General features: G+C 72.7%; 4 protein-coding genes. 1 reads left to right on the top strand and 3 read right to left on the bottom strand.

The window, feature by feature from the left end; genetic code table 11:
- Nucleotides 1-244: 244 nt before the first annotated feature.
- Nucleotides 245-1,240, bottom strand: coding sequence for an alpha/beta fold hydrolase (locus tag ACFQ87_RS07915; RefSeq protein ID WP_380609728.1), 996 nt, complete (start codon nt 1,238-1,240; stop codon nt 245-247).
- 85 nt (nt 1,241-1,325) lie between these two features.
- Nucleotides 1,326-2,510 (bottom strand): LLM class flavin-dependent oxidoreductase, encoded by a 1,185-nt coding sequence (locus ACFQ87_RS07910; protein WP_355669355.1) that lies wholly within the window; start codon nt 2,508-2,510, stop codon nt 1,326-1,328.
- 231 nt (nt 2,511-2,741) lie between these two features.
- Between ACFQ87_RS07910 and ACFQ87_RS07905 the strand changes: the two genes are divergently transcribed.
- On the top strand, nt 2,742-4,106 hold the full coding sequence (locus ACFQ87_RS07905; protein ID WP_380609727.1) for an aspartate aminotransferase family protein: 1,365 nt from the start codon (nt 2,742-2,744) through the stop codon (nt 4,104-4,106).
- 61 nt (nt 4,107-4,167) lie between these two features.
- Here ACFQ87_RS07905 and ACFQ87_RS07900 read toward each other — a convergent pair whose 3' ends face one another.
- Nucleotides 4,168-7,383, bottom strand: coding sequence for a BTAD domain-containing putative transcriptional regulator (locus ACFQ87_RS07900; protein WP_380609726.1), 3,216 nt, complete (start codon nt 7,381-7,383; stop codon nt 4,168-4,170).
- Nucleotides 7,384-7,629: the final 246 nt, after the last annotated feature.

The following is a 7,629-nucleotide window of genomic DNA, read 5'->3' as shown; positions in this document are numbered from 1 at the left end:
GGCCGAGTCTACCGATCCACCGGGCGCGACCTGCGGGGACGTCCGGTCGGCGGCGGGAGGCGGGGGCCGGGCCCGGAACCGGGGGGGGGGGGGGCAGAGAGGGGGGGGGAAGGAAAGGGGGGGGGGGGGAGGGAAAAAACCAACGATACAACGAAACCAACAAAAGCAACGGAGGGGGGGCAGGACGTCCTCCCCCCAGGGGATCCCCCCTCCTTGCGCCCCCAGCCGCGTACGGGGCCGGCCGTCAGGCGGCCGCCGGCGCCGGCCGCCCGGCCAGCAGGGCGGAGATCGCGTCGCCGATGAACTCCCGGTCGGCGGCGGTCGCCCCCGCACCGGCCAGGTGGCCCCACACGCCCGGGATCACCCGCAGGGCGGCGCGCGGCATCAGGGTGGCCGCCCTCGCCTCGTCCTCCACCGCGAAGCACAGGTCACGGGCGCCGGGCAGCAGCACGGCCTCGGCCGTGACCGAGCCCAGCGCGGCCTCTGCCCGGCCGCCGAAACCGGGCGTCGCCCCCACGTCGGCACCGGCCCAGGTCCCGACCATGGTCAGCAGGTCCTCGGTGGACGGCCCGGCGACGAAGAACTCCTCCCAGAAGCCGGTGAGGTACGTCTCCCGGGAGTCGAAGCCCAGCTCCCGGTACCCGCCCTCGGCCCAGAACGGGTGCGAGGCCGCCCACCCGGCGAAGACCCGGCCCGCGGCCCGCCGGCCCCGTTCGGCGCCCCCGTCGGCGCGCAGCGCGGCGGCCAGCGCCGCCAGGAACACCTGGTTGTGCTCGCTGGTCACCGCCGACCCGCAGACCGGCGCGATCCGGCGGACCATCTGCGGGTACGACACCGCCCACTGGTAGGCGTGTGCCGCGCCCATCGACCAGCCGGTCACCAGCGCCAGTTCGTTGACCCCCAGCTCCTCGGTGAGCAGCCGGTACTGGGCGTTGACGTTGTCCTGCGGGCTGATCCGGGGGAAAGCCGCCCCCAGCGGGTGGTTGCTCGGCGAGCTGGACACGCCGTTGCCGAACAGGCCGACGGTGATGACGCAGTACCGGCTGGTGTCCAGCGGTCTGCCGTCCCCGATCAGCCAGTCGTACGCGGTGTGGTCGCCGCCGAAGTAGGACGGGCACAGCACGACGTTGCGGCCCTCGGCGTCGAGCGTCCCGTGGGCCGCGTAGGCGATCCTGGCCGACGGCAGGGTCCCTCCGTCAGCCAGCGGGAGGCTGTCCAGTTCGAAGACGCGGTGGTCCACCGGCTTCTCCTCTGTGATGAGCGGCCCCGCGGGGGCCGGACGGTCGGTCGGTGTCGTGGCGGAAGGTGTCCCACCGCCGCCGGGTTCACAGCCAGTTGGGCGCGATCTCGGTCGCCCAGAGCTCCAGGCTGCGCATCTGCACGTCGTGCGGGATCAGGCCGGAGTACTGGCACTGCAGCAGGTACTCGGGGTCGTGCCGGGTCACCAGCTTCTCGATCTTGCGGTTGATGTCGTCGGGGGTGCCGACCCATTCGAGGCCCCGCTCGACCAGGGTCCGGTAGTCCGCGCCGATCGGTCCGGTCTCACCGACGTGGCGCAGGCTCTCGGTGAACCCCATCGGGCCGAACCAGTTCTCGAAGATGAAGCCGCCGCCGCGGGCCGCCCAGTGGTGGGCCTCGTCGGCGTCCCTGGCCACCAGCACGTCCTTCATCACCCCGACCCGCTCGCCGCGCCGCAGCCGGCCGTGCCCGGCGGCCTCGGCCTCCTCCTGGTAGAGGTCCATCAGGCGGCGGACGATCTGGTCGTCGGTGTTCATCAGGATCGGCACCACACCCTCGCGGGCACAGAACCGGAAGGTGTCCTCGCTGAAGCTGAACGGCTGGAACACCGGCGGGTGCGGGTGCTGGTACGGCTTCGGGGCGATGCCGACCTCCTGCACCACGCCGTTCTCGTCGAGGCCACGGCCGAAGCTGCGGACCGCGTCGTAGGGAAACTCCAGGTCTTTGGGCGGGATCGTCCACTGGGCGCCGGTGTGCGAGAAGGTTTCGGTGGTCCACGCCTTCTTGAGGATCTCCCAGTGCTCCTCGAACAGCGCCCGGTTGCGCACGTCGTTGGCGCCGGCGTCGGACAGCGTCCCGCCGACCCCGAACGGCTGGCCCATGATCTCGGCCCACCGCTTCTGGAAGCCGCGCGCGATCCCGACGAAGGTCCGGCCCCGGGTCATGTGGTCGAGCATCGCCAGGTCCTCGGCCAGCCGCAGCGGGTTGTGGAACGGCAGCACGTTGGCCATCTGGCCGACCCTGATGTGCTTGGTCTGCATGGCCAGGTACAGGCCCAGCATGATCGGGTTGTTGGAGACCTCGAAGCCCTCGACGTGGAAGTGGTGCTCGGTGAACGACAGTCCCCAGTAGCCGAGTTCGTCGGCCGCCTTGGCCTGCTGGGTGAGCTGCCAGAGCATGTTCTGGTAGTTCTGCCGGTTCACCCCCGACATGCCCTTGAGCACCTGGTCATGGCTGCCGACGGTCGGCAGGTAGAAGAGGATGGACTTCACTGGTGGTCCTTTCGTGCCGTGCCGCGACGCCGCGGCTGGATACGGGGAGGGTGGGGTCGACGGTGGCACCGGGTTCTTGCGAATCGTTTGACGCACCGCCTGTCGGCCGGCCGGCCCCGGCGGCGGCCGGCGCGGCCGGGCGGGTGGCGGCGCGGAGCGGGACGTCCAACGGGCGCCAAGGCGTCGCTGACAGCCTGGTGGCGGGCCTCATCCGATCCGAAGGAGCTCGCTTTGAACCCAGCAACTGCCACCGCCCCCGGTGCGACCGGCACCGGGCTCGCGGCCGCGGACCGCGCGACGCTCATCCACCCCACGCTGCCGGCCCACCGGACGGACCGCACCGTCCTGGTCTCCGGCGCGGGCTGCCGGGTCACCGACGCGGCCGGCCGCGAGTACCTGGACGCCTCCGCCGTCCTCGGGGTGACCCAGGTGGGCCACGGCCGCGCGGAGCTCGCCCGGGCCGCCGCCGACCAGATGACCCGGCTGGAGTACTTCCACACCTGGGGCACCGTGACCAACGATCGTGCGGTGGAACTCGCAACCCGGCTCGCCGAGTTGGCCCCGGATCCGCTGCGCCGGACGTACTTCACCAGCGGGGGCGCGGAGGGCAACGAGATCGCGCTACGGATGGCGCGGCTGTACCACCACCGGCGCGGCGAGCCGCAGCGCACCTGGATCCTGGCGCGTACGATGGGCTACCACGGCATCGGCTACGGCAGCGGCGGCGTGTCCGGATTCCCGGTCTACCACAACGGGTTCGGCCCCAGCATGCCGAACGTGCACTTCCTGACACCGCCGCACCCCTACCGCGAGGAGCTGTTCTCCGGCACGGACGTCACCGAGTTCTGCCTGGCCGAACTGCGGGAGTCGATCGAGCGGATCGGACCGGAGCGGATCGCCGCGATGATCGGCGAACCGGTGATGGGCGGCATCGGCGCGGTCGTCCCGCCGGCCGACTACTGGCCGCGCGTCGCCGAACTGCTGCGCTCCTACGGCATCCTGCTGATCCTGGACGAGGTGGTTACCGGGTACGGCCGCACCGGGCACTGGTTCGCCAGCGAGCACTTCGGGGTGGTGCCCGACATCCTGGTCACCGCCAAGGGCCTCACCTCGGGGTACATCCCGCACGGCGCCGTACTGGTCACCGACGCGGTCGCCGACGCAATCACCGCTGAGCAGGGCTTCCCGGTGGGCTACACCTACACCGGGCACCCGACCGCGTGCGCCGTCGCGCTGGCCAACCTGGACATCATCGAACGCGAGGGACTGCTGGCCAACGCCACCGCCGTCGGCGGTCATCTGCAAGGCCGGCTGGCGCAGTTGCTGGACCTGCCGGTGGTCGGGGAGGTCCGCGGGGTCGGGCTGATGCTGGCCGTCGAGCTGACCTCGGACCGGGCGGGCCGGCGCCCGCTGCCGCACGGCACCACCGAGGTGGCGGACGCGCTGCGCGAGCAGGCCGGCATCATCCTGCGGACCAACCCGTACGCGCTGGTGATCAACCCGCCGCTGGTGTTCACCCGGCAGGACGCGGACCAACTCGTCGACGGCCTACGGTCGGTGCTCTCCCGGGTGGACCCCGACGGACACGTGCGCTGACCGGTCGACGGACCCGGTCCGCGGCGGCAGCGCGGCGGACCGACCGCGCTGCCGCCGCGGGCTATCGCGCCCCGGCGAGCAGCGCGGCGAACGGCCACTGCGGCCGCCGCAGCACGTACTCGCCCCGTAGCTCGATCTCGTCGGCCATGGTCCGTACCGTCGCACGGGCCAGGTCCGGCATCCCGGCGTGGTGCTCCGCCTCGGCGAGCAGCCCCAGGTGCAGGGCCCGCCGGAACACCGTGCCGGACCGGGAGGCCGCGTCCAGGGCCCAGCGCATCCGCCGCAAGCCGATGCCGGGCCGGCCGCGGTGCACCTCGGCCCAGCCGAGCAGGACGGCGAGCATGTACTGCCAGTGGCTCAGCTGGCAGCGCACGGTCAGGTCGACCCCGGCGGTGCTGGCCTGCCAGGCCCGTTCCACGTCCCCGTCGAGCACGGCCAGCAGCGCGTCGGCGTACAGTGCGAAGGCGCGGTCCCACGGCCGGTCGTAGCTGTCCGACTCGGAGAACTGCAGCAGTTGCTCGCGGTAGCGTTCGGCGGCCGCGGTGTCGCCGAGCAGGACGTGGCTGACGGCCAGGTGGGCCCGGTAGTTGATCCTGGGGTCGCTGCGGGACAGGCCCATGAACCGGTCCGGCCGTTCCTGCTCGCCTTGCGCATCGACCAGCGGGAGCCCACACTCCAGTTCGGTGACGGCCTCTTCCAGTCGGCCGGCGGTGTACCGCAGCACGCCCTTGCCGTAGCACGCGGCCGTTCGGGCCTCGGTCCCGCCGCCGTGCTCGGCCAACTCGTCCAACAGCGCGACCAGTCCGGACACCCGGGGGTGGTCGCCGCCGGCCAGGTGCATGATGACCCGGGAGGCCAGCAGCGCGGTCGGCCGGGTGTTGTCGAGGGTCCTCTGCAGCACCTCCACCCGGGTACAGGCATCCGTGACCGCCGGCGACCCGTACCCGCGGGTCATGGACAGCAGCCAGACGACCCGCTTCTGCAGCTCCAGTTCGGCCGCGACGGATCGGTCCCGGGGCTGCCCGTGCAGCACGTCGATGGCATGCGACAGCCAGGCGTAGGCCTCGGAGTGCAGCAGCCGGCGCTCGGCGAGGTCGGCCAGGCCGACCAAGGGCTGCACCGCCTCGTGCAGGTCGAGTTCCTGCGCCGCCCGGCCGCAGTGGTAGCCGATGGTCTCGGCGCAGTCGGTGCGGGCCGTGCCGACCGCGCCGTCGGCCAGCGCACCCGCCACCCGGTGGTGCAGCCGGGCGCGGTGGACCGGGTCGAGGTCGGCGAGCAGCATGTCCCGCACCAGGCCCTGGGCGAACCGGAAGCCGTGCGGGTCGACCGGGTCAGGACTCAGCAGCCCGCTGTGCAAGGCCTCGTTGATCAGGCCCGGCGGTTCGCCCAGCCCGGCCAGCACGTCGGTGAGCAGCCGGCGGTCCACGGTCGGGCCGATCACCGCACAGGCCTGCAGCACCCGGGTGACGCCCTCCGGGCACTCTGCGAGGCGCGCACGCAACACCAGGCGCAGGTCGAAGGAGACCGCGGCGGTCAGTTCGGCGGGGTCGGCCACGGCGCCGGCCGACGGCCGCAGCTTGGTGAGCAGGTACGGATTGCCGCCGGTGGCACGGTGCGCGGCCGACACCAGGTCCCAGGTGAGCGGCTCGCCGTCGGTGCGGTCGATCAGCACCCTGGTCTCGGCGAGCGAGAGCACGTTGAGGTGCATGTACTCGGCGGCGACCTCCTGGAGCAGGTCGGCCACCGCGCGCCCGAGTTCGGGGCGCAGGGCGAGCCGGTGCTCCCGGACGGTCGCGACCACCAGCAGGTCGGTGTCGCGGATCTCCTTGGTGAGCAGCTGGAGCAGGGCCAGGGTGCGGGTGTCGGCGAGGTGCAGGTCCTCCAGGAAGAGCGCCAGCGGGCGGCGGGCGGCCGTCAGCAGGGCCTGGCAGACCGCGTCCTGGTAGGCCAGGTGTTGGGCGGGAGAGAGTGCCGCCTCGGCGCCCGCGAGGCCCGGGGTCCGGTCCGGGCGCAGCATGCCGAGGGCGTCCAGGACCGGCTCGGGCAGCGAGGCCAGCTCGTGGGCCCTGGTGCGGCGCAGCTTGCGGACGACCCGGGTCCACAGCCAGTAGTCCGGGAGTTCGGGTCCGGCGGCGCAGTGCGCCCAGAGGGCGTCCATGCCGGCGGCCGGCAGTCCGCTCTCCAGTTCCTGGAGTAGCCGGGTCTTGCCGACGCCCTGTTCACCGATCACCAGGACGGTACGGCCGCGGCGGCCCGGCCCGGTCAGCGCCCGAAGGGTGTCCAGCTCCCGGGTCCGGCCGACCAGGTGCCCGGCCGGTGCGGGGAGCGGCACGGGGGCCGGCGCGGAGCGCGGCGGTTCGGGCGCGGGGGCGGGGGTCGGGTCGGGCGGCCGCAGGGCGTCGACGTCGGTGACCACGGTGAGGCGGGGGCGGGGGGCGGCCGGGGAAGCGGCTGGCCGGCCCGCGTACACGAGGTCCTGACGCAGAATCGCCCCGTGCAGCTCCTGGAGTTCCTTGCTGGTGTCGGCGCCCAGCTCCTCGGCGAGGTGTGCGCGGATCCGTTCGAAGGTCAGCAGCGCCTCGGCGGGCTGGCCGCAGTGGTACTGCGCCAGCATGAGTTGGCAGCCGAGGCGTTCAAGCATCGGGTTACGCCGGACCTCGTCGTCGAGTTCGCGCACCACCTCGTCGAAGCGGGCGAGGCCCAGGCAGGCGTCGGCCCAGGTCTGCAGGCCCATCAGGCGCAGCTGTTCGAGCCGGGCGGACTCCAGCTGGGCGAAGTCGTAGGCGGCCAGCTCCCCGTACGGGGAGCCGTGCCACAGACCGAGCGCGTCGTCGGTGGTGCTGCGGGCCGCGGCCAGGTCTCCGCGGGCGAACTGCTCGCGCCCGCTCTCGACCGCGGACTGGAACCGGCTGGCGTCGATGCAGTCCCGATCGACCTCCAGGACGTAGCCGGGGGCCTGATAGCGCAGGGCCAGCAGGCGGTCCTTGGGCGGTCCGGGGGCGTGGCTGTCGATCGCCTTGCGCAGCCGGGAGACGTACGACTGGAGGGTGCCGACCACCGCCTGTGGCGGCGAGGAGCCCCAGATGGCGTTGATGATCCCGGAGACCGACACCACCTGGCCCGCGTTGATCAGCAGCAGTGCCAGCAAAGCCCGTTGTCGCGGTGGGCCCAGGTCCAGCTCCCGCCGGCCGGCCTGCACCGACATCTGTCCCAGCACCCGGATCGGCGCGGGGGTCCGTAACACGAGATCGGCAGCTGCGTGGTCAACTTGGCTCATCTCATCACATCCCGTCAAGCAAGACAGCTGGTGCATCCGCGATGGCCGCAGGGGTGAGCCCGCGTCATGGCGTGATTCAGGTAATGTCCGAACATGGCCGGGGATGTCGCGGCAGCCAGCCGTGCGGGGGTACGAACGGCGGGGGCCTCAGGGAGTCGCCGGTCCCGTGTGGTGGCCGCCCCCTGCCGTCACCGACGGTTGCTGATCCGATGGTGCTGGGGGGCTGGGGAGGGCGCGGGAGCCGTC

The sequence above is a fragment of the Kitasatospora sp. NPDC056531 genome, assembly GCF_042794375.1.
Classification (GTDB): domain Bacteria; phylum Actinomycetota; class Actinomycetes; order Streptomycetales; family Streptomycetaceae; genus Kitasatospora.
Note: the sequence above shows the minus strand (reverse complement) of the source record. Positions and strands in the feature narration are given on the sequence as shown.

Coding starts and splice junctions, on each gene's coding strand:
- ACFQ87_RS07900 (WP_380609726.1), bottom strand. CDS start 7,383: ATGAGCCAAGTTGACCACGCAGCTGCCGATCTCGTGTTACGGACCCCC.